This is a genomic window from Bradyrhizobium quebecense, from assembly GCF_013373795.3.
In the GTDB taxonomy this organism is placed as follows: Bacteria; Pseudomonadota; Alphaproteobacteria; order Rhizobiales; family Xanthobacteraceae; genus Bradyrhizobium; species Bradyrhizobium quebecense.
Window position 1 is genome coordinate 4,467,823 of record NZ_CP088022.1, and the last position, 25,765, is coordinate 4,493,587.

Here is a 25,765-nt window from a genome sequence, read left to right on the forward strand (position 1 = left end):
CCATTGGGACGCCGACCCTGTGACCAAGAAGACCACCGCTCCCGTTATTGTTCCAGACCCGGACGATCCGCGACTGACCGAGCGCGTCATCGGCATCGATCAGACCGGCGCGCCGACCGAGATCAAGGTGCCGGTCGAGCGGCCGCTGACGCTGTACCTCAACGCACAGGAGATCGTCACGATGATGACGATCAACGACTATCCCGAATACCTCGCGCTCGGCTACCTCCTGAACCAGAACATGCTCAAATACGACGACGTCGTCACCGAGGTCGAATATGACGACGACCTCCAGGTGGTGGTGGTCCGCACCGAGCACCACACCAATTTCGAAGCGAAGCTGAAGAAGCGGACGCAGACCTCGGGCTGCGCGCAGGGGACAGCGTTCGGCGACCTGCTCGAAGCCGTCGAGAAGGTCGCGCTGCCGAAGGCCGAACTGCGGACCTCCTGGCTCTACCAGATGACCCACACCATCAACACGATGCCGTCGCTCTATCTGGAAGCGGGCGCCATTCACGGCTGCGTGCTGTGCAAGGAGAGCACCCCGGTCTGCTACACCGAGGATGTCGGCCGGCACAACGCCGTCGACAAGATCGCGGGCTGGATCTATCGCCACAATGTCGATCCGGCAGACAAGATCCTCTACACCACCGGGCGGCTCACCTCCGAGATGGTGATCAAGACGGTGCGGATGGGCATCCCGATCCTGGTCTCCCGCTCCGGATTCACGGCGTGGGGTGTCGATCTGGCGCGGCAGGTCGGATTGACGCTGGTCGGGCGCGCGCGCGGCAAGCGCTTCATCGCGCTGTCGGGTGAGGGGCGGATCGTCTACGACCAGAACCTCGACTATGTCGAAGAGGAATCGATGCGGCACAAGCGCAAGGGCGAGGCCGACAATGGCTGATATCCCGGGGACTGACATCCCGGGCGTGCTGCTGGCCGGCGGCCTCGCGCGGCGGATGGGCGGCGGCGACAAGCCGATGCGCAAGATCGCCGGCCGGACCATTCTGCAACGGGTGATCGACCGTCTCACCCCCCAATGCAGCGAGTTGATCATCAACGCCAATGGCGACCCCGCGCGCTTCGCCGCGTTCGGCCTTCCGGTCGTCGCCGACGATGTCGCCGATTATCCGGGTCCCCTCGCCGGCATCCTCGCCGCGCTCGATTGGACCGCAGCCAACCGGCCGGATGCGAAATGGGTGCTGAGCGCAGCGGGCGACTGTCCGTTTCTTCCGCGTGATCTTGTCGCACGCCTGGAGCAGGCGCGCGCGGCAGAGAATGCCGAACTCGCGGTCGCCTCATCCGGCGGGCAGACGCATCCGGTCATCGGTCTGTGGAGCGTGCGTCTGCGGAACGAATTGCGCCACGCGCTGGTCGTGGAGGACGTGCGCAAGATCGATCGCTGGACCGCGCGCTATCCGCTGGCAACGGTCGATTGGCCGACCGAGCCGCTGGATCCGTTCTTCAACGCCAACACCGTCGAAGACATCATGGAAGCCGATCGCCTCGCCGCACTCGACGGCGGCTGAGACGCGCGCCTGCGCTTGCGTCCGGAACGGACGTCCCCGGCTGCGAGCACGCACGCAGCTAGCCGAGTTGTCCGCCGGCCTGCCCTCTCCGATCCGTTTCCACGGCGCGCAGATAGTCCAGCATCAGGCGGCCGGTTGCGGACAGATTCGCGGCATCGCGGACCACGATCTTCAGCTCGCGCCGCCCCCAATCGTCGCGCAGCGGGATCGCACGCAGGCCCATGCCGGCACCGACGACTGCGAAGGCGCGATCGGGGATCAGGCCGAGGCCCATATTGGCCTGCACCATGCGGCAGACCGCATCGAAGCCGGGCACGTTGATGCGCAGCCGCATCGTCTTGCCGGCTTGCGTCGCCGCATATTGCGAGTGCAGATAGATCGAGCTCGCGGTGTGCAGGCCGATGTGGTCGAAATCGAGCGTCTCGGTGAACAGCAATTTTCCGCGGCCGGCGAGCGGATGGTCCGGCCGCATCACCACCACCAGATTGTCGTAGCGATAATGGAAGACTTCGAGCGCGCGGCTGTCGGCCTCGGCCGAGCAGATGCCGATCTCGGCCGCGCCCTCCTCGATGCCGCGCACCACCTGCCCGCTCGGCCGCTCCTGCAGATCGACGCGGAGCAGCTCGTGCGCGTCGAAGAAGGCCGAGAGATCGTCGGGCAGGTACTGCACGATCGCCGAGAGGTTGGCGAGCATGCGGACATGGCCGCGCACGCCTAGCGAATATTCCGACAGCTCGACCGCGATCTTCTCGACATTGAGCAGCGTGACCCGGGCGTGATGCAGCAACGCCTCGCCGGCCGGCGTCAGCGCCATGCCCTTGGCGAGCCGCTTGAACAACGTGACGCCGAACGCCAGCTCGAAATCGTTCATCCGTTTCGACACCGCGGAGGCCGCAATCCCCTCGCGCTGCGCGGCGCGAGTGAGGTTCTGTTCGTCGCAGACCGCGACGAACAGGCGCAGCGTCGTGAGGTCCACCCGGCGCGTCAGCGCGGTCTCTGCCGGCGTCGGGCTGCGTCGCGTGTCGACATCGATGGAGGCGAGCGGCATGGGCGGCGTCCTTGCGGGAGGGACGCTGACAGGCTAGCGCGGACGGCCGCGCAAAAAATCCCAAACCGATCCGGAGACGGTCGGATTGTTGGGAATAGATTCCAACAAAGCCCTCCAAGGGCAAACTTTATTCCAATCGAAAACCATTCTCTTGAGCAATCAGATGACGCAGCTACCGCCAATATCTGGTACAGTGCAGCCCTCGGGTGCCCCGATTAGCGTCAGCAATTGACAGGGCCCTGTTCCGACACGGACGCAGTACGCCCATCGGGCTGCCCTGCTGATTCCTTGGATCAGGAGAGCATCATGCGTGACGAAGTCAAAATTGAACTACGTGAAAATTTGCGCGGCGCGGTCATCGCGCGCGGCGAAACCGATTACGATGAAGCTCGTGCACTCTTTAACGGCATGATCGACAAGCGGCCCTCGCTCATCGCACGATGTGTCGATGTCGCCGACGTCATCGCCGCGGTGAAGTTCGGCCGCGAGAACGACCTGCGCATCGCAATTCGCGGTGGCGGTCATAATGGACCCGGTCTCGGCAGCGTGGATGACGGACTGGTCATCGACCTGTCTGCCATGAAGGGCGTGCGCGTCGATCCGGTTGCCCGCACGGCGCGGGTCGGCGCGGGATGTACCCAGGGCGATGTCGACCATGCCACCCATGTGTTCGGCCTCGCCGTCCCGGCGGGTATCATCTCGACCACCGGGATCGCAGGCCTGACATTGAGCGGCGGCCATGGCTATCTCACCCGCAAACATGGCCTCACGATCGATAATCTGCTCGAAGCCGACGTCGTGCTCGCCGACGACAGCTTTGCCGTCGCCAGCAAGGACGAGAACGCCGACCTGCTCTGGGCGCTGCGCGGCGGCGGGGGCAATTTCGGCATCGTCACGTCCTTCCTGTTCAGGCTCCATCCGGTCAATGCCGTGTTTGCCGGACCGATCGCCTGGGATCAGCAGCATGCGCGCACGATCATGCAGCGTTATCGCGACTTCCTGCCGACCGCGCCGGAGGAGCTCAGCGTCTTCCTCGGACTCAAGACGATCCCGTCAGGTCCGCCATTTCCGCAAGAGCATTGGGGAAAGCGCATCTGCCTGTTGATGTGCTGCTACGACGGCGCCGAGGACGGCGGCAGAGGAGCGCTGGCACCGCTGCTCGATGCCTTGCCGACGCCATGGTTCAACTGGATGGGGACGATGCCCTATCCTGCCGTGCAGAGCATGTTTGACGGGCTCTACCCCAAGGGCATGCAGTGGTATTGGCGTGGCGATTTCGTCAAGACGTTGCCGGACGCCGCGATCGACGCCCATCTCGAGCAGGCCGCAAAGACCCCGAGCGAATTGTCGCTCATGCATCTCTACCCGATCGACGGCGCCGTCCATCGCGTCGGCGGCGGCGAGACCGCGTGGAATTGTCGCGACGCGACCTGGTCGATGGTCATCGCCGGAATCGATCCGAATCCGCAAAAGGCAGGGCCAATCACACGATGGACCAAGGCCTATTGGGAGTCGGTTCACCCGTTCGACCTCGGCGGCGCCTACCCGAATTTCATGATGGATGATGAGGGCGAAGCCCGTCTCAAGGCTACCTACGGATCCAACTATGCGCGGCTGGCGGCGGTGAAGCGCAAATATGATTCCGCCAATCTGTTCCGGGTCAACCAGAACATCAGGCCGGCCGCTTGACGCCGACTCAAAAGGTGACGGCGCGCCTGGCAAATGAAAAACGCGGCGCCCAAGGCGCCGCGTTTCCGAATGCTTTGATCGAGTGAACGGTCAGCCCGCGACCTTGGTCGCCGGGACGTCGCGCTGACGCTTCATCACGATCTTGTTCAGCGCGCCGAGATAGGCCTTGGCGGAGGCAACCAGCGTGTCCGGATCGGCGGCGCGCGCGGTCATCGAACGGCCTTCATGGGCGAGACGCACCGAGACTTCGGCCTGTGCATCGGTGCCTTCGGTCACGGCGTGGACTTGGTACAGCTCCAGCTTGGCCTCGTGCGGCACCAGACGCTTGATGCAGTTGAAGACGGCATCGACCGGGCCGTTGCCCTCGGCTTCCTCGATCTTGATCTGGCCGTCGACGTCGAGCTTCATGGTCGCGCGCTGCGGACCATGGGTGCCGGCGATCACGGTCAGCGAGGCCAGCTTGATGCGGTCGTGCGCGGCCGCCATCTCCTGGTCAACCAGCGCCTCGATGTCCTCGTCGTAGATGTCCTTCTTGCGGTCGGCCAGCGCCTTCATCCGCGTAAAGGCATCCTCCAGCTGGTTGGCGCCGAGCTTGTAGCCCATCTCCTCCAGCTTGTGGATGAAGGCGTGGCGGCCGGAATGCTTGCCGAGCACCAGCGAGGACTGCTTCAGGCCGACCATCTCGGGCCGCATGATCTCGTAGGTCGAGGCATCCTTCAGTACGCCGTCCTGGTGGATGCCGCTCTCATGGGCAAATGCGTTGCGGCCGACGATCGCCTTGTTGTACTGCACCGGGAACGAGGTGGCCGCGGACACGACCTTCGAGGCGCGGGTCAGCTGCGTAGTGTCGATCTTGTTCCAGTACGGAAACTTGTCGTTCCGCACATTGATCGCCATCACGATCTCTTCCAGCGCGGCATTGCCGGCGCGCTCGCCGATGCCGTTGACGGTGCACTCGACCTGCCGCGCGCCGCCGACGATGCCGGCCAGCGAGTTCGCCACCGCCATGCCGAGGTCGTTGTGGCAATGCACCGAGAAGATCGCCTTGTCGGAGTTCGGCACGCGCTCGATCAGCGTCCGCATGAAGTGGGTGTATTCCTCCGGCACCGTGTAGCCGACGGTGTCGGGGATGTTCACCGTGGTGGCGCCGGCCTTGATCACCGCTTCGACGATCCGGCACAGATAGTCCATCTCGCTGCGGGTGCCGTCCTCTGCCGACCATTCGACGTCGTCGATCTGGTTGCGGGCGCGGGCAACCATGGCAACCGAGGTCTCGATGACCTCCTGGGGGGTCTTGTTCAGCTTCACGCGCATATGCAGCGGCGAGGTCGCGATCACGGTGTGGACGCGGCCGCGGCGGGCGAACTTGACGGCTTCGGCGCAGCGGTCGATGTCGGCCGGATGGGCGCGGGAGAGGCCCGCGATGACCGCGTTCTTGGAGCGGCGGGCGATCTCGCTGACCGCCTGGAAGTCGCCTTCCGAGGTGATCGGGAAGCCGGCCTCGATGACGTCGACACCCATATCATCCAGCAGCTCGGCGACCTCGAGCTTCTCCTCGAAGGTCATGGTGGCGCCGGGGCACTGCTCGCCGTCGCGCAGGGTGGTGTCGAAAATGATGACGCGGTCCTTCTCGGACTTGTTCGCGGTGGCCATGTGAGAAATTCCTTTAAGCTTTGCGCCCGTCATGTTGCTTGGGCGATATCAGGGTCCGGTGATCTCGTACAAACCCCTGAGTGCCCAGGCGCAAACGCCCAGCCGGCCCTCAGGGGCAGGTAAGAAGAAGGCCGCCAATAAGCAGGGTGGGCGCCGCGGCCGGGATCGTGGCGGTAGCCTGGGCCACCTCCCCCGAAATCCCATCGATTTGGCCGCGAATCAGCATTGCCAGCCCCTGTTGAGCGCCGAAATCCTCGGTCAAAACCATTGACGGTTGGTTGCCGGGACGCGCTATGCGCCGTCGTTCTAGACGATTATGGCAAGCCGCCGCAATGGATAAAGATGGTCAGCGGGGTTGACCTATCGTGCCGCATGGCTCGACGCGTCCGGCCCCGTCCCTGTCCCCTCACCTCCGCCCGCGCGAAGACGCGCGCAGGCTCGACGGCGAGCGGCCGTAGAGACCGGCGAAGGCGGCGTTGAAACGGCGGACGCTGCCGAAGCCGGCGCGGAAGGCGATCTCGGTCATCGCGTCATCGGTGATGTCGATCAGCCGCTTGGCGCGCTGCACGCGGCGGGTGGTCGCGACTTGCTGTGGGCTGGCGCCGACGTGGCGCTCGAACAGCCGTCCGAGGTGGCGCGCGGTGATGCCGAGCCTGTCGGACAACGCAGCAACCGAGCCGCGCTCCAGCGCGCCGCCATCGATCAGCTTCAGCGCGCGCGCAACCGTGGAGCGCGTGCCGTTCCACGCCGGACAGAACGGCGCGGTTTCCGGACGGCAGCGCAGGCATGGCCGATAGCCCGCCGCCTCGGCCGCAGCGGCCGTCGGGTAATAGGTGACGTTGCGTGGCAACGGGTGCTTCACCGGACAGACCGGGCGGCAATAGATCCGCGTGGTCTTCACCGCGGTGAAGAAACGGCCGTCATAGCGCGCGTCGCGCCGCAGCCGCGCAGCGTTGCAGACCTCGAAGCTGAGCATGGCCGCACACTAGCGCATCGCGCGATCAGGGAAAGTGGCCGGCGGTGATGAGGTCCGATTCCGGCCAGCAGGCCTCGCCACGCTGACCTAGATCGAGCCGATCGATCACCCCTGGAGACATCGCAATGACCACCCCGACCGCCAAGGAAACCGTCCTCAATGCCTGGCAGACGTTCAGGACCCGCGACACCAACCTGATCGCCGCATTGTTCGCACCGGATGCCGAATGGATCGCGCCGGCCCGCAACGCCACCGCAGTCGCGCTCGATCACACCGATCACATGATCGGCGCGGAGGCGATCGCCCGCTTCATCGCAACCGAGATGCATCGCCTGTTCACCGAGATCGACATCGCATTCCGAGCGGTGCATGCCGACGGTGACAGCGTGATCGTCGAGGAGCGCATGCGCGCGACGCTGCCGGACGGCCGGCGCTACGACAACGACTACTGCTTCGTCTTCGTGGTCGAGGCAGGCCGCATCAAGCAGGTTCGGGAATACATGGATACGCGCAAGGGCTGGCAGATGGTGTTCGGAGAGGCTGCGGCGTGACCACGGCTGCGTGCGGCGCGATTCGAGCGTGACTTCGCCCGCCTTCTCGCGAGGGAAGGCTTCCTTCCCCTTGCGGGTCGCGCAGCCTGATTGACATCGACTAACCTATCCGCACCGTCATGGCCGGGCTCAGCCGTCCGAAGTACGGCGTCGCTTCCGCTCGCCTATGTCCCGGCCAAAACACGAGCGCAGCGAAACCTTTCCTACACCATGACAGCATGCGCGGCACCGGCCGGCGACAGCCGTGGCGCGTACGCAGCCGGGTAAATCAATCTTTGCTCAACTGGTTGCATCTAGTGTGCCGGCGGCGACCGGGTGTTAGGGCGCGTCCTTTGGTTGGTTAAGGAGATATCAGGATCATGCCCACGACGAACCTGGCCGATGGGCCCAATCAGCGCCAAGCCGGCTTCAATCTCTTCCTGGTCGGATTCCTGATCCTGTTTCTCGAACTGGCCTGCATCCGTTGGTTCTCGGCCAAGGTCGTGTTCCTGCAATTCTTCACCAATATCGTGCTGCTCGCAGCCTTCCTCGGCATGTCCTGCGGCTGCCTTGCCGCGCGGCGGACCACCAACTGGCTTGCGCTGTTTCCGGGGCTCGCCCTCGTGACCTTCGCTGCCGTGGCCACGATCATGATGCTGTATTCCAACTGGGGCCAGTTCGCGGTCGACGTCGGCCATCAGGCCTCGCCGCAGGAGGTGTTTTTCGGCACCGAGTATCGCAACCCGGATCTCGCCAAGTTCGTCGTGCCGATCGAGGCGATCGCCGGGCTGTTCTTCGTGCTGATCGCGCTGATGTTCGTCGGCCTCGGCCAGACGCTCGGCCGCGCCTTCGACGCCTATCCCAACCGCGTCGCCGGCTATTCGCTGAATATCGGCGGCAGCCTCGCGGGCATCGTCGGGTTCTCGCTGCTGTCGTTCGCGCAGGCGCCGCCGGTGGTCTGGTTCGGCATCAGCTGCGCCGGCATCGTCTACCTGCTCTACCAGGACAAGGCGCTGTCGATCCTGCGCCTTGCGACGATCATCATCGTGGTGGGATTTACCGCCTTCTACACCGATCGTTCCGACAGCCATGACATCCGCTGGTCGCCCTATTACGCCGTCGACCTCAACAAATCGAACGGCGTGATCACCGTCAACAGCATCGGCCATCAGGAAATGATGCCGTTCAGCGAACGCGGCTCGTCCTATTCGCTGATCCACCTGCTGCAGCAGCACAGCGGCGGCGCGCCGTTCAAGAACGTCATGATCATCGGCGCCGGCTCCGGCAACGATCTGGCGCACGCATTGCGCTTCGGCGTCGAGCGCATCGATGCGGTCGAGATCGATCCCGTGATCCAGAACATCGGCATCCACAACCATCCCGACAAGCCCTATCAGGATCCAAGGGTGGTGCCGCATCTCGACGACGGCCGGCATTTCCTGCGCACCACCGAACGCAAATACGATCTGGTCGTGTATGCGCTCGTCGACTCGCTGATCCTGCACAGCGGCTACGCCAACATTCGCCTCGAAAGCTATCTGTTCACCGAACAGGCGTTCCAGGACGTCCGCCGCGTGCTGAAGCAAGACGGCGTCTTCGTGATGTACAACTACTATCGCCAGGGCTGGATCGTGCAACGCGTCGCCGAGATGGCGAAGCAGGTGTTCGGCTGCGATCCGCTGGTGCTGCCGCTGCCCTACAAGGAAACGCTGACCTCGTCGGAAGCGGTCGGCTTCACCACGATCATCGCGGGCTGCAATCCGCGCATCTCGACAGCATTCCGCGACCGCGGCCAGTTCTGGCTGAACAGCATTCCGCCGGAAAACCTGGCGGTCAACGGCTTCGACAAGCCGCAGGAAAAGGGACAGGACAAGGCTGCAGCCCAGCACGGCGACTGGGTGCCGCTGGCGCCGGCGAAACTGGTGGTCGACAATGAAGGGGCCAGGCAATCGACCAGCGACGACTGGCCGTTCCTCTATGTCAGCGGCAGGCTGATTCCCGACCTGACCGTTCGCTCGATGATCCTGCTCGGCGTGCTTGGGCTTGGCCTCGTCTATCTGTTCAAGCCGAAGGGCGCCTGGCGACCCAACAACCGGATGTTCTTCCTCGGCGCGGCCTTCATGCTGCTCGAGACAAAGGCAGTGGTGCAGATGGCGCTGTTGTTCGGCAGCACCTGGCTGGTCAACTCTGCGGTGTTCTTCACCGCCCTGCTGCTGATCCTCGCCGCCAATTTGTATGTGATCAAGGTGCCGTCGACCCGCCTGGCGCGGCACTATGCCGGGCTGCTGGCGGTCTCGGTGCTGGTGCCGCTCGACACGTTCCTGAGCGGCGGCATCGTCTGGCGCTACGTGATCCCGTGCGCGCTGGCGCTCGGCCCGATGTTCTTCGCCGGCGTGATCTTCGCCCGCTCGTTCCGCGACGAAGCCAATCCCGATCAGGCGTTCGGATCCAACATCGCGGGATCTGTCATCGGCGGCCTCGCCGAATCGTGCTCGACCCTGCTCGGCTTCCGCTATCTCCTGATCGTGGCGATCGGCTTCTATTTGCTGTCCGCCTGGATGCCGTCACGCAAGGGCTAGCGCGCAAGGGACGCGCTGGCAGACCGGAGAACGGTAGTCGCTACCGCAGATATCTGCGGTGGCGATCAAGCCCCCGTCGCAGGCGCGCGCGGCCAAAATATCGAAAACAACCCCATACAAAGGAGCCGGCGGCTGCCGGCGCTCGACCGGGCCACTTGACACGTCGGGCAAATCAAAGGCATATTTCCAATATTCCGAAATCGCCTCGCCCGCAGGGCGCGAGAAAAAAGCGCCGCCCTACTTCTTCGCCGCATTTTTCTCCGCCGCGCCGCCCTTGCCTTCCGCCTCCAGCGCAGCACGGACACGCTTGAACTCGCTCAGGTCCGCCTTGTCGACCTCGGGGAATTTCAGCTCGAGCCTGTCGAGCGCATTGACGATGGTCGAGCCGATCACGACGCGGGCGAACCATTTGTGGTCGGCGGGCACGATGTGCCAGGGCGCCTCCCCGGTCGCGGTCTGGTGGATCATGTCTTGATAAGCGGCCTGATATTTGGCCCACAGCGCGCGCTCGGAGACGTCGGCCATCGAGAACTTCCAGTTCTTGGCCGGCTCCTCGAGCCGGTCAAGGAAGCGCCGGCGCTGCTCCTCCTTGGAGACGTGCAGGAAGAATTTCAGGATCACGGTGCCGTTGCGGGACAGATAGCGCTCGATCGCGGAGATGTCCTCGAAGCGCTCGCGCCAGATGTTCTTGGTCACCAGCCGTTTCGGCAGCTTCTGCTTGGCGAGCACATCGGCATGAACGCGCACGACAAGGCATTCCTCGTAGTAGGAGCGGTTGAAGATACCGATGTGGCCGCGCTCCGGCAGCGCGATCATGGCGCGCCACATGAAATCGTGGTCGAGTTCCTTGGTCGAAGGCTGCTTGAACGAGGAGACCTCGCAGCCCTGCGGGTTGACGCCCTCGAACACGCTCTTGATCGCACTGTCCTTGCCGGCGGCATCCATGCCCTGGAAGATCAGGAGCAGCGACCAGCGGTCCTGGGCGTAGAGCTTCTCCTGGAAGTCGTTGAGCCGCGTGCGGTTGGCTTCGATGATCTTGCCGCCGACGTCCTTGTCGATGCCGCCTTTCTCGGCGGTCGGATACGATTTCAGGTGAAATTCGCCTGCTCCGTCGAAGCGGAACGGCGCGACGAAGGGCTTCAGTTCATCGGCGAGCGATGGGGACGGTTTGTTGCTCATGGCCTCTCGACGGCTTGCGTGGCGATTTGATCCGGTCGATCACGCTACCAAGAATGCCCTTGGGCAGGAAGATAATGAAGAGCACCAGCAGCACGCCATAGACCAGATTGTCCCAGCCGACCGCCTTGGTGCCGAACGAAATGCGCAGCACCTCGGCCAGCACGATGGTGATGATGGCGCCGACGGTCGGTCCCAGCGCCACATAGACGCCGCCGACGATCGCGGCGAACACCATCTGCAGGGAGACCGCGATGCCGCTCACGGTGTCCGGCGAGATGAACATCTGGTACTGGCAATAGAGCGCACCGGACAGCGCGGTCATCAGCGCGCTGATCAGGGTGATCTTGAGCTTCTCGGCGGTGACGTTGACGCCGGCGGCGGCCGCCGCATCCTCATCCTCCGAGATCGCCTCCATGGCGTGGCGGATCATGCTGCGGTCGATCGCGCGCCAGATCACGAGACCTGCGACCCAGACCGCGAGCGCAATCAGATACCAGGTGATCTTGTCGTCGAATTGCAGTGCGAACAGCCCCTTGCCGCTCGGCGCGCGCTGCGGCGTGTAGCCGAGCGAGCCGCCGGTATAGTCGCGGGTCGCGGTGATGACCTGAAGCACGATGCCGGACAGCGCCAGGGTCACCAGCACGAAATAGTGCCCGGTGATGCGAAAGCGGAAGCAAGGATAGGCGACGACGAGCGCGAGCACACCGGCTGTCGCCATGCTCAGGGGAATCCCGATCCAGGGCGAGACGCCGAGGTGATTCCAGAGCAGCGCGGTGACATAGGCGCCGATGCCCATGAAGCCGCCATGGCCGAGCGAGACCAGGCCGAAGCGGCCCATGATCGACCACGAGGTGTAGGCGAACGACCAGATCAGGATCAGCACCAGCACGTGCAGATGATAGGGGTCGCGGTGCACGAAGGGCAGCGCGACGAGCGCGAGCAGAGCGATGATCCAGCCGGCGAGCCCTCTGTTCACGAGCGCCTCGCCAGGAGGCCCGCGGGCCGGATGAACATCATGACGATGAAGAAGGCGAACGCCAGCACGTAGCCCCATTCGAGATCGGAGAACAGGCCGCCGAGCGAGATGATCTCGGCGAACACGAAGGCCGCGACGAAGCCGCCGATGAAATTGCCGAGGCCGCCGAGCACGCAGATCAGGAAGGTGATCGGCCCGAACGACAGCCCGACGAACGGATGCACGTCATATTGCAGCACCAGGAGGCAGGCGGCGAGACCGGCGAGCCCGCCGCCGATCGCCGAGGTGACGAGATAGATGCGCCTGGGATCGACGCCCATCAGCGGCATGATCTGGCGGTCCTGCGCGATGGCGCGGATCGCGGTGCCGGTGAAGGTGCGGGTCAGGAACAGATAGACGCCGATCATGCCGACCAGCGCCGCGCCGAACGACAACAGTCGCGCGTAGCTGAAATTCATCTCGCCGAGCGCCAGCACCGGGAGACGGATGCCGAGATTGCGGAAGTCGATGCCGAAGGCGACGGTGGCGAAGCTCTGCAGGATGAACAGCACGCCGCCGGTGGCGAGCAGCTGGTTGATCGGCGGCGCGGTCAAGAGCGGCGCGATGACGAGGAAATGCAGCGCGGCGCCGAGCAGCGCCACCAGGAGGATGACGAGCGGCGCGGCGGCCCAGTACGGCAAATGAAACACCTGCACGAGATAGTACATGCCGTACATGCCGATCATCACGAGCTCGGCGTAGCAGATCCAGGTGACGTCGATGACGCCGAAGATCAGGTTGAGCCCGAGCGCCAACAGCGCCAGCACGCCGCCGAGCAGGATGCCGTTGATCACGGCCTCCAGCAGGTAGATGTCGAAAATGTCGAGGAAGGATTGCATGGCTGTTTGGCCTTTCTTACCTCTCCCGCTTGCGGGGGAGGTCGGCGCGCGGAAGCGCGCCGGGTGGGGGCTCTCGCCCCGCGGAGGTTCTCGACCGTGGAGACACCCCCACCCCGGCCCTCCCCCGCAAGCGGGAGAGGGAGTGGAGCGTCCTCGCGGTGATCGTCCCGACCAATCCAATCATCCCCTACACTCCCAGATACGCCTGCTTGATGGTGTCGCTGGCCGCCAACTCCGCCGCCGTGCCGGCGGCGCGGATGCTGCCGGCTTCCAAGAGATAGGCGCGGTCCACCACACGCAGCACCTGCTGCACGTTCTGCTCGACGATCAGCACGGTCAGCCCTGAGGCGCGGATGCGCTTGACCAGCTCGAACACCTGCTGCACGACGACCGGCGCAAGCCCGGCCGAGGGCTCATCGAGCAGCAGCAGTTTCGGGTTCGACATCAGCGCCCGGCCGATCGCGCACATCTGCTGCTCGCCGCCCGACATGGTGCCGGCCATCTGGTGGCGACGCTCCTTCATGCGCGGGAACAGCTCGAACACGAAGTCGAGCCGCTCGGCGTAATGCGCGCGGGCGCCGGGCATGTACGCGCCCATCTTCAGATTGTCTGCCACGGTGAGCCGCGGAAACAGCCGGCGATTTTCCGGCACATGCGCAATCCCGAGGCTGACGATGCGATGCGCCGGCGTCCTGACGACGTCGGCACCCTCCATCGATATCTTGCCGTTACTCGGGCGGATCAGGCCGGAGATCACGCGCATGAGGGTCGTCTTGCCGGCGCCGTTCGGGCCGATCACGCCGACCGCCTCGCCCGCCTTGACGTCGAGGCTGACGTCGAACAGCGCCTGGAAGCTGCCATAGCCCGCGTCGATCGATCGGAGCTCCAGCATGCCGGTCACGCCCCGATCCGGCGGCGCGCCTGCTCGGCGACGGCGGCAGCCAGGCTCGCATCCGCATCGGTGCCGAGATAGACCTCGATCACCCTGGCATCGCCCGCGACGTCCGCCGGCAGGCCTTCGGCGATCTTCTCGCCGTGATCCAGCACCATCACGCGATCGACCACCCGCATCAAGACACCCATGATGTGCTCGACCCAGATGATGGTGATGCCGAGCTCGTCGCGGATTCGGCGCAGCATGTCGGCGGCCTGGTCCATCTCGGTCTCGTCGAGACCGCCGAGGCTTTCATCGGCTAGCAACAATTTCGGTCCGGTGGCGAGCGCCTTGGCGAGTTCGAGCTTCTTCAACCCGGCCGCGCCCAGGCCTTCGACGCTGCTATGCCGATCGGTCGGCAGGCCGACCATCGCCAGCGCGCGTTCGGCCGCCTCCTCGGCCTTGCTGCGGCTGTGGCGGCCCTGGCCGTAGAAGCCGGCGAGCACGACATTCTCGAAAATGCTCAGGCGATGGAATGGCCGCGGGATCTGGAAGGTGCGGCCGATCCCGCCCACGATGATCCGGTGCGGGGCGAGACCGGCGATCTCGCGGCCGTCGAACAGGATCGAGCCCTCGGTCGGCGGCAAGGTGCCCGACAGCATGTTGAAGATCGTGCTCTTGCCCGAGCCGTTCGGCCCGATCAGGCCGAGGATTTCGCCCTGCTCGACGCGGAACGACACGTTGTTGACGGCGCAAAAGCCGCCAAACCGCTTGACCAGGCCTTCGACGGCGAGCACGGCGTCCCTTTCGCGAGCGCTAGTGCAGGATGAAGTCAGATTGAAACAGCCTGGCCGCAGACTCGCTGCACCTCTCCCGCTTGCGGGGGAGGTCGGAACGCATCGAAGATGCGATCCGGGTGGGGGCTCTCTCCACGATACGACTCGTGGAGAGAACCCCCACCCCAGCCCTCCCCCGCAAGCGGGAGAGGGAGCGCGGTTCCTTCGCGGCAGCTATTCGATCTAATGTCATCTTGCTCGGCTATTTGTAGCTGTAGGTGGTGCCGGCCGGCAACGGCAGCACGGTCTCGCGCTGCATCTGCCTCTTCGGCCACACCACATAGGATTTATCGTCGATATATTGCAGCACCACCGGGAACGAGCGCGCGTTCTGCCCGGCGTACTGCTCCCCCTCGCCGTAGAACTTCACGCCGTAACCGAGCATGGTGCCGCCCTCGGGAATGTCGGTGTCGAGCGCCGCCTTGCGCAACGCGTCCGGATCGATGCCGCCATACTTCTTGATCGCGCGCGGCAGCACGTCGTCGAGGAACACGTAGGCATTGGCTGCGCCGATGCCGACATGGGCGGAGCGGATCGGCACGCCGGGCTTCAGCCGGTCAAACTCCTCACCGACCATCTTGATGACCGGCGGCAGCTTGGCATCCATGCCGTTCTGGTTGGCGAGCCAGATCGAGATCGGGTCGGTGTTGAAGAGATAATTGGCGTCGGCGCCGAGGCCTTCCTTCAGCTTCTCATAGACGCCATAGCCGGCGCCGTGGCCGACGATGGCGCCGAACTTCAGCCCCTGCTCGCGCGCCTGGCGGAATAGCAGCGTGATGTCCGGATTGTAACCGGTGTGGAAGATCACGTCGGGCTTGGCGCGCTTCAGCTTGGTGACCAGCGCCGACAGGTCGGGCGCGGTTGCCGAATAGCCCTCCTTGAGCACGATGTTGAAGCCGGCCTTCTTTGCACCGGCTTCGTTGCCCTTGGCGACGTCGACGCCATAGGCGCCGTCCTCATGGATGATGGCAACGCGGAGGTCCTTCGGCTCCTTGCCGAACTTGGATATGGAGTATTGCGCGATGAAGTCGGTCGTCATCATGCCGTACTGGTTGCCGGCGGCTTGCGGACGGAACACGTATTTGTAGTTCTTGCCGTCGAACACGCCCGAGGAGATGCAGGTCGTAATCCACATGAACTTCTTCATCTGGTCGACCCGGGCCGCCACAGGCACGCATTGCGCCGAGGAGAAGAAGCCCATCACCATGTCGACCTTTTCCTGCTCGAGCAGGCGGACGGCCTCGTTGATGGCGATGTCGGGCTTGCTCTGCGCGTCGGCGTAGACGGCCTCGACCTTGTAGCCCTCGACGCCGATCTTGGCGTAATGGTCGAGCATGATCTTGACGCCGGTATATTGCAGCTCCGAGCCGCCGCCGGCCAGCGGGCCGGTCAAGTCGAAGATCACGCCGATCTTGATCTTCTTGTCCTGCGCATGCGCGGCACCGGCCACGCCCAGCGCCGCAAGCGCGACAGACAGACCCGCAAGCCAGCGGGCGGCCTTCCTGACCGGCATGAATCCCTCCCCGGAGATTGTGCACTGCATTTTTTGTTCGTGCCGCCCTATCACAGGGGGAGCGGCCGATGATGTCAAGCGCGATGGCTGCGTCGCCACGGCGCAGGCTTGCGCAAAGTTTCGGCGGAACGTTGCCGACGAGCTTTCCGACCGGAGAATTACGGAAGGCAACTTCGCTATTTCGGGTCACAAGCCGTCGATGACGACCGATCCAGGCAACGACCACTTCACCCTCGGAAGCTGACTCTTATGACTACGTGCCCTACGCCGGCAGCTGCGTTTCGATGAAGGCGGTGACGAAGCGCGGCATCGCGGCATTGAGATCGGCGCGGCTGCGCACCAGATGGATGCCGGCGAGTTCGGGATTTTTCTGGCGCGCGAGATTGGATTCGATGCGTGCACGTAGCGTGTCAGCGGGCATGTCGACGCGCAGGATCTGCATCATCGCGAGCGCGACACCGGTGTAGATGCAGTGCCAATCGGCATCCGCGCGGCAATCTGCCGCGGTAAGACCGGTCTCCTCCTCGAGCTCCCGCATCACGCTGCCGGCGATATCGACCGTGTCGACGCTGATGTCGTCGAGATCGGGCGTGCCGGAGGGGAAATAGATGCGTCCGGCGTTCGCCGTCCGCTCGCCCATCACCCCACACACGAAGGCGCCGTCGCTCGAGAGCAGCGCGCCCATGCCGAAGCCGTTGAATATCTCCTTGTCCGGAAAACCCCAGTCGCGCCAGGCGAGGAAGCTTGCGAAATCGGTCTCGAAATAGCTCGCGCTGAGCCGCTCGCCGGCGAAGACCGGATCGCGCCCGAGCAGGACGCGGCCGTTCCACAGGTTCGGGTTGAGCCGCTGCTGCTCGGCGAAATGCGCGTCGATCTCGCCGCGCCGCTCGTCCGCGAACGGCCAGGGACGCCGCTGCAGCGCCAGGTCGAGCGCGGTGACGCGACAAATCAGCGGAGACGACATGTCACTCACCGCAAATTCATTTCGGCATGATCTCCGCGCAAATTATTTCGCGCTTCCGGTCGTCTTCTTGACCTGATCGACATATTTGTTGGTGTAGGTCTTGGTGACGTCGATCCCGGCCTTCGCGACCTCAGGCGAGCCCTCGCTGAACACGGCGAGCACGGCCTCCGCGCCCTTGGGATCCATCTTGCCGGTCTCCGAATACATCGGGATCGTGTTCTTCAGCGCTGCGAGATACTGCGCCCTGTCCTTTCCGACGATCTCGTCCGGCATCTTGGCCATGATGTCTTCGGCGGTGTGCGAATGGATCCAGGCCAGCGTCGCCATGATGGCATTGGTCAGCGCCTGCACCTCCTTCTCGTGGCCGTTGACCCAGGCCGCGGTCGAATAGAGCGCGCCGCCGGGATATTCGCCGCCGAACACCGCAAGCGTGTCGTGCTGGGTGCGGGTGTCGCTCAGGATCTTGAGATCGGAATGGCTGCCCTGCAGAACGGTGACGGCGGGATCGAGCATCACGGCAGCGTCGATCTGGCCCTGCTCCATCGCGGCCACCGCGGTCGCGCCGAGGCCGACGCCGATCACGGCGGCGCCTTGGGGATCGAGTCCGTTCTTCTTCAGCATGTATTTCAGGAAGAAGTCGGTCGAGGAGCCCGGCGCGCTGACGCCGACCTTCTTGCCGGCGAGATCCTTGATCGAATTGATCTCGCCGGTGTGCTTGGGCGAGACCACCAGCACGAGGCCGGGATAGCGGTCATAGACCACGAAGGCCTGCAGCTCCTGCTTCTTGGCCGCGAGATTGACGCAGTGGTCGAAATAGCCGGAGACGACGTCGGCGCTGCCGCCGAGCACGGCCCTGAGTGCATCCGAGCCGCCCTTGAGATCGACCAGTTCGACCGCAAGCCCGGCCTTGTCGTATTCGCCAAGCTGCTTGGCCAGCACGGTGGGCAGATAGCACAGGCAGGCGCCGCCCCCGACCGCGATGGTGATCTTGCTTTGCGCCGCGGCAAGGCCCGTGGACAGGGTCAGCGCCAGCAGCATTCCGGCAAGCTTGCCAAGCCATTTGTTCATGACGTCCTCCGTTCGACTGGCCGGCAAGATAGAGGAGCAAGCCTGCCTTGAGAAGGCGACTTTCCGGTTACTGGTCAAGCCTGCGGCCACGGCATAGCATCGCGGATACAGGAAAACGCCGAACAAGCACCAAGAATGCTTCAAGGGAAACACCAAGGGAGGTCTTCATGAATCGTATTGCAACCGCGCTGTCGATCGCCGCTGCCTTCGCCGCCGGCTGTGGCGTCACCCATCTGCTGCGGCCGGCGCTCGCTGCCGAGAGCATCACGGCGCAGGTCATCCACACCGGCGAGATGGAGGGCGACAAGCTCGGCGACGCCAACAAGGTCGGCTTCCGCTCGAAAATGTTCGTCGCGGCCGACGGCGCCACCGTCTCGATCCAGGACGGTAACGTGCCGAAGCACATGCACCCCAACACCAATGAGATGCAATTCGTGCTCGAAGGCACCGGCACGGTCTGGCTCGGCGACAAGGAAGTGACGGTCAAGCCGGGCGATTTGATCGTGATCCCGAAGGGCACGCCGCATGGCGGCACCAAGCCGAACGGCCGCGCCATCAAGGCAATCGCGATCAAGACGCCGCCGCAGGCGCCGGATGATACCAAGCTGCTGGATTGACGGCGGCTTCCTCCCGCGTCGTTGCGAGCGGAGCGAAGCAATCCATCTCTCGGCATGTGCGGACCGATGGATTGCTTCGTCGCTTCGCTTCTCGCAATGACGACGTTGCGCCCGCCCCCAAGAGCCGGTTCCATTACATGACGATTGACAGATAATTCACTTGCCTCGCGTCCGCTCGCTTCATAATATGATGATTGTCATTTTACAGAGAGCGAACCATGAGCCTGGACGATCACCCTACGGTCAGGGCGGTGCGCGCGCGCAGCAGCCAGCACGTTCACGACGTCCCGGTTTCTTCGGAACTGCTCAAGCGGATCGCGCGCGAGTGCGGCGCCGATGACGTCGGCATCATCGAGTTCGAGCGCGCCGCCATCGCGCCGCAGCGCGACTTCATCCGCAAGGTCTATGGCCGGACGCGTACCCTGCTTGCGATCGCCTGCCACATGAACCGCGAGCCGGTGCGCTCGCCTTCGCGCTCGGTCGCCAACGAGGAATTCCACGGCACCTACGATCACGTCAACGAAACCGCGCGTGCCATCGTTCGCGCGCTCGACGAGCACGGTATCCCGGCCTGCAATTCAGTCGCCGCCTTCCCGATGGAGATGGACCTGCCCCGGATCATGATGGTCCAGCACAAGCCGATCGCGGTGGAAGCAGGCCTCGGGCGGATGGGAATCCATCGCAGCATCATCCACCCGAAATTCGGCAGCTTCGTCCTGCTCGGCACCGTCCTGCTCGGATGCGAGGTGGACGCCTATGACCAGCCGATCGACTACAATCCCTGCCTGGAGTGCAAGCTGTGCGTGGCCGCCTGCCCGGTCGGCGCCATCAAGCCGGACGGCGGCTTCGATTTCCTGTCCTGCCACACCCACAATTATCACGACTTCCTCGGCAACTTCACGCAGTGGGTGGAGAAGGTCGCGGACTCCAAGGACGCCAAGGATTATCGCGCGCGCGTCCCCCGCACCGAGACGCTGAACATCTGGCAATCGCTGTCGTTCAAGCCGGGCTACAAGGCAGCCTATTGCATCTCGGCCTGTCCGGCCGGCGAAGACGTGATCGGCCCCTTCCTGCATGATCGGGACGCGCATTTCACTGAGGTGGTGCAGCCGCTGATCGACAAGGACGAATTCGTCTACGTAATCCCGGATACCGACGCCGAGGACACAGTGACGCGGCGCTTTCCGCACAAGAAGGTCCAGCATGTCACGTCCGGCCGCCATACCGGCAGCATCCAGGCCTACATCTTCTCGCTGTCGCTCGGATTTCAGCGCGGCAGGGCACGCGGTCTGGATTTCGTGACGCATCTGCGCTTCACCGGGGCAAGCGCGCTGGACATGACCGTCGTGATCAAGGGCAAGGATCTGCAGGTGGTGCCGGGGCGACATGTCGGAGACGCGGCGCTGATCATCACCGCCGATACCCAGGCATGGCTGCGCATCCAGAACCGCGACCTCGAACTGGCCGACGCGATTGCCTCGGAGCTGGTGAGCTACAGCGACGAGAAATTGTTCGCGGCCTACATGCGGTGCTTCCCGCTCTAACGATCACACCAACAGACCACCGCCATCCACGGCAAGAATCTGCCCGGTCACGTAGCTGTTCAGCATCAGATAGACATAAGCCGCGGCCGCCTCGCTCGGCGATGCGGCGCGCGGTAACGGCAAGCCTGCCACGTAGCCGCGCACCCTCTCCTCCGGCATCTGCTTGACGCGCTCGGTGAGAATGAGCCCTGGGCAGACGGCATTGACGCGGACCGGCGCAAGATCGACGGCAAGGCCGCGGGCCAGGCTCTCCATGGCACCCGCGGCCGCGGTAACAAACGGCATCCCCTTTTGCGGGCGGTGTGCCAGCAGGCCACCGGTCAGCGTGATCGATCCGTTCGCAGCGATCACGCGGCTGGCGTGCTTGACCGCCGCGAGCGAGCCCCAGAATCGAAGAGTGAGAGCCTCGCGCGCTGCAACGAGATCGAGATCACGCGTGGCACCGAACGCCGGGAGGCCCTGATCGCCCGCCGTGATCGCGAGGTGATCGAAGGCGCCGACCCGATCGAAGAAGCGCGACGCGCTGGCTTCGTCGCGCAGATCGACGGTCATGCCCGCAGATCCCGGCAGCCGCGCGACCGCCGCATCGACATTGGCCGGCTTGCTGGAAGCAATCACCACCTCCGCGCCCTGCTCCCGCGCGAGCGCAGCGACGGCAAAGCCGATCCCCGACGATCCCCCGATTGCGATCACGCGCTTGCCGTCGAGCGACATCTTGGCGTCTGTCATGGTCCGTCCTCCGCGGCAGCTACGCGAAATAAGCGGGGTGATCGATGTCGGCGATCAGCCCGGGCTGCTGCGGCCGCCAGTCGAGCCGGGCGCGCGTCCGCGCGCTCGAGGTCGGCACATCGAAGGCGACGAACCGGCTGAACATGCCGAAATGCTCGGCCGCCTCCTCTGAAGACTTCGACACCAGCGGAACGTTGAGCCGGCGGGCGATGACCTCGGCGATCGCCTTGAATGGCACGCCCTCATCGGCGACCGCATGGAACGGGCCGCCTTCGACGCCGGGCTCGAGCGCGAGCCGGTAGACACGGGCCGCATCCAGCCGATGCACGCCGGGCCAGCGATTCTGTCCCTCACCGATATAGACAGAGGCGCCCTTCTCGCGCGCAAAGGCAACGAGGCGCGGCACGAAGCCGTGGTCGCCATGACCATGCACCGAGGGCGGCAGCCGTACCACGGCGGCATGCACGCCGCGCGATGCGACCGCCATCGTCGTCGCCTCGGACGCACGCGGATAGGCCTCGGAGACCGGAATCGGCGGATCCTCTTCGGTCGCGACGCGGCCCTGCGCCACCCGCGCGACGCCCGATGTCGTGATCAGCGGACGCTTCGAGCCTTCGAGCACGGCACCGAGCGTCTCGATCGCCCGCCGGTCGTCCGCGCAGTTCTGCGCAAACCTCGAGAAGTCGTGGTTGAAGGCGCAATGGATCACGGCATCCGCCTGCGCGGCGCCGCGCTTCAGGCTGTCGAGATCTTCCAGCGTTCCGTAGTGAACCTCGGCGCCGGCGGCGGCGAGCGCTGCCGCACCCTTGTCGGAGCGGGTCATGCCGAGCACCCGATGGCCGGCGGCAATCAGATCATTCACGACAGCCGAGCCGACCCAACCGGTGGCTCCAGTGACAAACACGCGCATCAGCAAGTCTCCAGGTTTTGCTGGCGACAAATCTGGGTCGCTGCGCTATCGTGGTAAAGTAGTGACGTTATCATGGTATAATGGCTAACAGGATGAGCGAACCGCTCACGCATGAGAACCTGCTCGGCGCCTACCTGAAGGACCGCCGCAGCAAGCTCGATCCGGCGACGTTCGGCTTTCCGCCGGAGCGGCGACGCACGCCGGGCCTGCGCCGCGAGGAAGTGGCGCAGCGCGCCAACATCTCGGCGACCTGGTACACCTGGCTCGAACAGGGCCGCGGCGGTGCGCCCTCGGCCGATGTGCTGGACCGCATCGCGCGGGCACTGATGCTGACGGAGGTCGAGCGCGAGCATCTGTTCCTGCTCGGCCTCGGCCGCACGCCCGAGGTGCGCTACCAGAAGAATGAAGGCGTCACGCCGCGGCTGCAGCGCGTGCTCGACGCGTTGCTGCCGAGCCCCGCCGTGATCAGGACCGCGACATGGGACATCGTCGCCTGGAACCGGGCGGCGACCGTGATGCTGACGGACTACGGATCGCTGCCGCCGCGCGAGCGCAACGTGCTGCGCTTCATGTTCCTCGATCCGCGCGTCCGCGCCGCGCAACAAGACTGGGCAAGCGTGGCCCGCTTCGTCGTTGGCGCCTTCAGGGTGGACGCGATGCGCGCCGGCGCGGCCGCCGAAGTGCAACCTTTTGTCGATGAGCTCTGCCGGCTCAGCCCGGAATTCGCGGCGCTGTGGCGCGACAACGACGTGCGAACCCATGGCCAGGGCGTCAAGCAGCTCCGGCATCCGATCCTCGGCCCGGTCAAATTCGAATACTCAGCGTTCGCGGTCGATGGCCGGTCCGACCTCAGCATGATCGTCTACAATCCTGTTGACCCGGAGGTGACGGAGAAGATCCGCGGGCTGATGGATGCCGCACCGGTAGTGCCCTAGTCCCGCGTCGCCGCCGCCGGCCGCCAGACCAGCAGCCGCTTCTCCACGACAGTCACCGCCATGTCGATCAGGATGACGAAGGCCGACAGCACGAACATGCCGGCGAACACGCCGGCGACGTCGAACACGCCCTCGGCCTGCTGGATCAGATAGCCGAGGCCGGCCGCGGAGCCGAGATATTCGCCGACCACCGCGCCGACCACGGCAAAGCCGACCGAGGTGTGCAGCGAGGAGAACATCCAGGACAGCGCCGAGGGCCAGTAGACGTGGCGCATCAGCTGCCGCTCGTTCATGCCAAGCATGCGGCCGTTGTCGAGCACCGTGGTCGGCACTTCCTTGACGCCCTGGTAGACGTTGAAGAATATGATGAAGAACACCAGCGTGACGCCGAGCGCGACCTTGGACCAGACGCCGAGCCCGAACCACAGCGCGAAGATCGGCGCCAGCACCACGCGCGGCAGCGCGTTGACCATCTTCACATAGGGATCGAACACCGCGGCGACGCGCGGCTGCCGCGCGAACCAGAAGCCGACCAGGATGCCGCCGGCCGAACCGATCACGAAGGCGAGGATGGATTCCCACAAGGTGATCGCAAGATGCTTCCAGATCACACCGGTCGAGAACCATTTTACAATCTGGCTGAAGACGTCGACCGGATTGGAGAAGAAGAACGGCGGCAGCAGCATCTTGCCGAAAACCGGCACGGTGGCAAAGAACTGCCACAAGGCCAGTGTGACGACGGCGACCAGAACCTGCAGGGACAGCAACGTCAAGCGTGACATCAGGCTGCTCCCGCCTGCGTCGACTGCACATAGCCCTTCATCACCTCGTCTTTCAGCACGCCCCAGATCTCGCGGTGCAGGGCATGGAAATCCTTCTCCATCCGGATTTCGGCGATATCGCGCGGCCGCGGCAGCGTGATGCGCCAGTCGCCGATGATGCGCGCGCTGGGCCCGGCCGACATGATCACGACGCGGTCGGCAAGCGCGATCGCCTCCTCGAGATCGTGGGTGACGAACAGCACCGCCTTGCGGTCGGCGGTCCACAATTCCAGCAGCAGATTGCCCATGATCTGCCGGGTCTGGGCGTCGAGCGGGCCGAACGGCTCGTCCATCAGCAGGATCTTCGGATCGCGGATCAGGACCTGCGCGAGCGCGACGCGCTTGCGCTGGCCGCCCGACAACATGTGCGGATAGCGGCCGGCGAAGGCGCCGAGCCCGACCGAGGTCAGCCATTGCTGCGCGCGCGCGAGCGCATCCGTGCGCGGCGTACCTCGGATCTCAAGCCCGATCGCGACATTGTCGATCGCGGTCTTCCACGGGAACAGCGCATCCGCCTGGAACAGATAACCGGCGTCGCGGTTGAGGCCACTGAGCGGCTTGTCGAAAATCCGCGCCGCCCCGGCAGCCGGTTTCAACAGCCCCGCGGTGACATTGAGCAGCGTCGACTTTCCGCATCCGGTCGGGCCGACAATGGCCACGAACTCGCCGTGCGCGACCGAAAGATTGGCTCGCTCGACCGCGGTGTAGACGCGTCCATCCGCCAACCGAAACGCCACCGTCGCACCGTCAAGCGCGACCGCCGTCGGCTCCGTCATCGCCACGCATTCCTCCCGAATATCAGGCAAATGGCTTAGCGGTTCGCTCGGGCAAGTTCAACGCAGGAAGATGGCGCAGGACGCGTGCTGAGGGACCGCGGTCACGCGATTTTCAGAGAGGCCGGGTGGCGCACTGCGCAACCGGGGTTGCGCATCGCACCGACTTCGTCGAGGCTGCGGCCAAGGCCGTGGACAAGGAGACAATCATGCGGATCGCAGTGGTAGGCGCCGGAGGCGTCGGCGGCGGCTTTGGCGCGGCACTGGCGCATGCCGGCGCCGACGTCACCTTTATCGCGCGCGGCGCGCACCTCGTCGCCATGCGCAGCGAAGGTCTGAAGGTTCAGGGCGGCCGCGGCGAAACCCATCTGGTCCCGACCCAAGCGACCGACGACCCCGCAAGCGTCGGCCCGGTCGATATCGTACTGTTCTGCGTCAAGCTGTGGGACGTCGAGAGCGCCGGCGAGCACATCAAGCCGATGGTCGGTCCCGACACCGCGGTGATCCCGCTGCAGAACGGCATCGACGCGCCCGACCGGCTGATCCCGATCCTGGGCCGCGACGCCGTGATGGGCGGCGTGGCGCAGATCTCCGCCTCGATCATCAAGCCCGGCGTGATCAACCAGGTCGGCACCTTCATGCGGATGATCTTCGGCGAGCTCGACGGCCGCATCACGCCGCGCGGCAAGGCGCTGCTCGCGCTCTGCCTGAAGGCCGGCTTCGACGCCACGCTGAGCGAGCAGATCAACACCGAGCTGTGGATGAAGTTCGTTGGCCTCGCTACCAATGCCGGGATGACCGCGGTCACGCGCCAGCCGATCGGCAGGCTGCGCGACGATCCCGACCTGCGCCCGTTGTTCGTGTCGGCCTGCGAGGAGACCATCGCCGTCGCGCACGCCAGCGGCATCAAGCTGCCGCCGGACCCGCTTGCGAAAGTGCTCGACTTCATCGGCCACGCGCCGCCGGCGATGAAGGCCTCGATGGCGCTCGATCTCGAGCGCGGCAACCGGCTCGAACTGCCCTGGCTGAACGGCAAGGTGGTCGAGCTCGGCCGCAAGCTCGGCGTGCCAACCCCGACGCACGAATTCCTCTATGCCGTGCTGAAGCCCTATGCGATGGGCACGCCGTCGTAAGCAGGCGGTCG

At 64.8% G+C, this 25,765-nt stretch carries 24 protein-coding genes; 9 read left to right on the forward strand and 15 right to left on the reverse strand.

From position 1 onward, the window contains the following. Positions 1–19: 19 nt before the first annotated feature. Together HU230_RS21690 and mobA are read left to right on the forward strand one after the other, a co-directional pair. Entirely contained in the window at positions 20–904 is an 885-nt protein-coding gene (locus tag HU230_RS21690) for a formate dehydrogenase accessory sulfurtransferase FdhD (RefSeq protein ID WP_176529930.1), read from the forward strand. Beyond that, positions 897–1,529, forward strand: a complete 633-nt coding sequence (gene mobA, locus HU230_RS21695; RefSeq protein WP_176529929.1) for a molybdenum cofactor guanylyltransferase MobA — start codon at positions 897–899, stop codon at positions 1,527–1,529. Before HU230_RS21690 ends, mobA begins: the two co-directional genes overlap by 8 nt. A 58-nt stretch (positions 1,530–1,587) precedes the next feature. Here mobA and HU230_RS21700 read toward each other — a convergent pair whose 3' ends face one another. Beyond that, positions 1,588–2,577 (reverse strand): LysR family transcriptional regulator, encoded by a 990-nt coding sequence (locus HU230_RS21700; protein WP_176529928.1) that lies wholly within the window; start codon positions 2,575–2,577, stop codon positions 1,588–1,590. Between the two features lie 306 nt (positions 2,578–2,883). On the opposite strand from HU230_RS21700, the gene HU230_RS21705 reads away from it, so the two are divergent. Next, positions 2,884–4,266, forward strand: a complete 1,383-nt coding sequence (locus HU230_RS21705; protein WP_176529927.1) for an FAD-binding oxidoreductase — start codon at positions 2,884–2,886, stop codon at positions 4,264–4,266. A gap of 90 nt (positions 4,267–4,356) precedes the next feature. On the opposite strand, the gene HU230_RS21710 is transcribed toward HU230_RS21705, so the two are convergent. Together HU230_RS21710 and HU230_RS21715 are read right to left on the reverse strand one after the other, a co-directional pair. Then, the gene (locus tag HU230_RS21710) at positions 4,357–5,919 is read right to left on the reverse strand and encodes a 2-isopropylmalate synthase (RefSeq protein ID WP_176529926.1); all 1,563 of its coding nucleotides are present in this window, start codon (positions 5,917–5,919) and stop codon (positions 4,357–4,359) included. 406 nt (positions 5,920–6,325) lie between these two features. Continuing rightward, positions 6,326–6,895, reverse strand: coding sequence for a bifunctional transcriptional activator/DNA repair enzyme AdaA (locus HU230_RS21715; RefSeq protein WP_176529925.1), 570 nt, complete (start codon positions 6,893–6,895; stop codon positions 6,326–6,328). 125 nt (positions 6,896–7,020) lie between these two features. Here HU230_RS21715 and HU230_RS21720 point away from each other — a divergent pair, with 125 nt between their 5' ends. Next, positions 7,021–7,446, forward strand: coding sequence for a nuclear transport factor 2 family protein (locus tag HU230_RS21720; protein WP_176529924.1), 426 nt, complete (start codon positions 7,021–7,023; stop codon positions 7,444–7,446). A 359-nt stretch (positions 7,447–7,805) separates the two neighbouring features. After that, positions 7,806–10,004, forward strand: coding sequence for a spermine/spermidine synthase domain-containing protein (locus tag HU230_RS21725; protein ID WP_176529923.1), 2,199 nt, complete (start codon positions 7,806–7,808; stop codon positions 10,002–10,004). Positions 10,005–10,241: 237 nt separating this feature from the next. On the opposite strand, the gene HU230_RS21730 is transcribed toward HU230_RS21725, so the two are convergent. The 8 genes from HU230_RS21730 to HU230_RS21765 all read right to left on the reverse strand — a co-directional run bounded on the left by HU230_RS21730 (position 10,242) and on the right by HU230_RS21765 (position 18,292). Continuing rightward, positions 10,242–11,183, reverse strand: coding sequence for a polyphosphate kinase 2 family protein (locus HU230_RS21730; RefSeq protein ID WP_176529922.1), 942 nt, complete (start codon positions 11,181–11,183; stop codon positions 10,242–10,244). Continuing rightward, complete coding sequence (locus HU230_RS21735; RefSeq protein WP_092115807.1) at positions 11,149–12,159, reverse strand: branched-chain amino acid ABC transporter permease; 1,011 nt, start codon at positions 12,157–12,159, stop codon at positions 11,149–11,151. The genes HU230_RS21730 and HU230_RS21735 overlap by 35 nt, the downstream gene beginning before the upstream one ends. Beyond that, positions 12,156–13,037 carry a branched-chain amino acid ABC transporter permease gene (locus HU230_RS21740; protein WP_176529921.1) on the reverse strand — a complete coding sequence of 294 codons (882 nt, stop codon included), beginning with the start codon at positions 13,035–13,037 and terminating at the stop codon, positions 12,156–12,158. The genes HU230_RS21735 and HU230_RS21740 overlap by 4 nt, the downstream gene beginning before the upstream one ends. Before the next feature lie 187 nt (positions 13,038–13,224). After that, entirely contained in the window at positions 13,225–13,929 is a 705-nt protein-coding gene (locus tag HU230_RS21745; protein WP_176534925.1) for an ABC transporter ATP-binding protein, read from the reverse strand. A 5-nt stretch (positions 13,930–13,934) separates the two neighbouring features. Next, entirely contained in the window at positions 13,935–14,708 is a 774-nt protein-coding gene (locus tag HU230_RS21750) for an ABC transporter ATP-binding protein (protein ID WP_173637918.1), read from the reverse strand. Between the two features lie 241 nt (positions 14,709–14,949). Further along, a complete protein-coding gene (locus HU230_RS21755; protein ID WP_176529920.1) occupies positions 14,950–16,260 on the reverse strand; it encodes an ABC transporter substrate-binding protein in 1,311 nt (436 codons plus the stop codon). A gap of 262 nt (positions 16,261–16,522) precedes the next feature. Continuing rightward, a complete protein-coding gene (locus HU230_RS21760; RefSeq protein WP_176529919.1) occupies positions 16,523–17,224 on the reverse strand; it encodes an NUDIX hydrolase in 702 nt (233 codons plus the stop codon). A gap of 42 nt (positions 17,225–17,266) precedes the next feature. Then, the gene (locus HU230_RS21765; RefSeq protein ID WP_176529918.1) at positions 17,267–18,292 is read right to left on the reverse strand and encodes an ABC transporter substrate-binding protein; all 1,026 of its coding nucleotides are present in this window, start codon (positions 18,290–18,292) and stop codon (positions 17,267–17,269) included. A gap of 167 nt (positions 18,293–18,459) precedes the next feature. Here HU230_RS21765 and HU230_RS21770 point away from each other — a divergent pair, with 167 nt between their 5' ends. Then, positions 18,460–18,909, forward strand: coding sequence for a cupin domain-containing protein (locus HU230_RS21770; RefSeq protein WP_176529917.1), 450 nt, complete (start codon positions 18,460–18,462; stop codon positions 18,907–18,909). A gap of 218 nt (positions 18,910–19,127) precedes the next feature. Further along, positions 19,128–20,453, forward strand: a complete 1,326-nt coding sequence (locus HU230_RS21775; RefSeq protein ID WP_176529916.1) for a 4Fe-4S binding protein — start codon at positions 19,128–19,130, stop codon at positions 20,451–20,453. 3 nt (positions 20,454–20,456) lie between these two features. Here HU230_RS21775 and HU230_RS21780 read toward each other — a convergent pair whose 3' ends face one another. After that, a complete protein-coding gene (locus HU230_RS21780) occupies positions 20,457–21,167 on the reverse strand; it encodes an SDR family oxidoreductase (protein ID WP_210284199.1) in 711 nt (236 codons plus the stop codon). 34 nt (positions 21,168–21,201) lie between these two features. After that, positions 21,202–22,092 (reverse strand): SDR family oxidoreductase, encoded by an 891-nt coding sequence (locus tag HU230_RS21785; protein WP_176529914.1) that lies wholly within the window; start codon positions 22,090–22,092, stop codon positions 21,202–21,204. A gap of 92 nt (positions 22,093–22,184) precedes the next feature. Between HU230_RS21785 and HU230_RS21790 the strand changes: the two genes are divergently transcribed. Continuing rightward, positions 22,185–23,027, forward strand: a complete 843-nt coding sequence (locus tag HU230_RS21790) for a helix-turn-helix transcriptional regulator (protein WP_176529913.1) — start codon at positions 22,185–22,187, stop codon at positions 23,025–23,027. On the opposite strand, the gene HU230_RS21795 is transcribed toward HU230_RS21790, so the two are convergent. Together HU230_RS21795 and HU230_RS21800 are read right to left on the reverse strand one after the other, a co-directional pair. Beyond that, entirely contained in the window at positions 23,024–23,809 is a 786-nt protein-coding gene (locus HU230_RS21795; RefSeq protein ID WP_176529912.1) for an ABC transporter permease, read from the reverse strand. The genes HU230_RS21790 and HU230_RS21795 overlap by 4 nt on opposite strands. Further along, entirely contained in the window at positions 23,809–24,624 is an 816-nt protein-coding gene (locus HU230_RS21800) for an ABC transporter ATP-binding protein (RefSeq protein ID WP_176529911.1), read from the reverse strand. The genes HU230_RS21795 and HU230_RS21800 overlap by 1 nt, the downstream gene beginning before the upstream one ends. A gap of 125 nt (positions 24,625–24,749) precedes the next feature. Here HU230_RS21800 and HU230_RS21805 point away from each other — a divergent pair, with 125 nt between their 5' ends. After that, positions 24,750–25,754, forward strand: coding sequence for a ketopantoate reductase family protein (locus HU230_RS21805; protein ID WP_224943434.1), 1,005 nt, complete (start codon positions 24,750–24,752; stop codon positions 25,752–25,754). Positions 25,755–25,765: the final 11 nt, after the last annotated feature.